This window comes from Streptomyces corynorhini, from assembly GCF_003346515.1.
In the GTDB taxonomy this organism is placed as follows: Bacteria; Actinomycetota; Actinomycetes; order Streptomycetales; family Streptomycetaceae; genus Streptomyces; species Streptomyces corynorhini.
In genome coordinates this window covers 1-647 of sequence record NZ_QQNA01000331.1, presented here as the reverse complement: position 1 = coordinate 647, position 647 = coordinate 1, and the positions used below count along the sequence as shown (strand labels likewise).

Below are 647 nucleotides of genomic sequence, written 5' to 3'. Positions count from 1 at the left end.
GCGACGCGGCGAGGACGGCCGGTTCAGTTTCGACGCGATCCTCCGGGCCTTCGCCTACGCATGCATATGGACCGCCGAAGCGGATCGGAAGCGGGTCTGAATGCCACCTGGAATTACGCCCGCACCGCGGCAGCGGAGATGTCCTCCTGAAGCGAGTCGAAGTTTCCGCGTGCCAGCCGGTTGAATTCTTCCGTTGCGGCCGCATGCCGTTCCCGCGATACGACGGCGTCGCTCACCAGCAGGTACGCGCCGACGGGGGTCAGGAGAAGTACTTCCTCGCCGTACCGGTGCATACGCGAGACCGGCCACTTGTCGCCTTCTTCGATCCGGCCGAGGTGGATTCCGTGGACCGGAACGCCTTGGAGGAGCGCCTTGCGCGTGTCGGCTGTCTCGGGCACCGGGACGTGTCCCGCGCGCAGGTTCCGCTCCGTCTCCGCCGCGGGTTCCAGCGCGGACAGCAGGGGCGCCAGCCGGTCGATGGGCAGCAGGTCCGAGGCGTAGCGGATCAGTTCGGCCAGCTCGGGTGCCAGCCGGAGACTCTCGGCGGCAGCCACGATCTCGGCGAGCGGCGGCAGATCCTGGCCGGACATCGCGTACAGGTCCAGGGCGTCCCGGGGGTGAAACGGCCGTTGCAGCCGCTCCTCGGC

1 protein-coding gene is annotated in these 647 nt (G+C 68.8%); it reads right to left on the bottom strand.

Features of this window, described 5'->3' with window-relative positions:
• Window positions 1-113: 113 nt before the first annotated feature.
• Window positions 114-647 (bottom strand): hypothetical protein (locus tag DVH02_RS35370; RefSeq protein WP_158575963.1); only part of this gene is annotated, 534 nt, incomplete at its 5' end.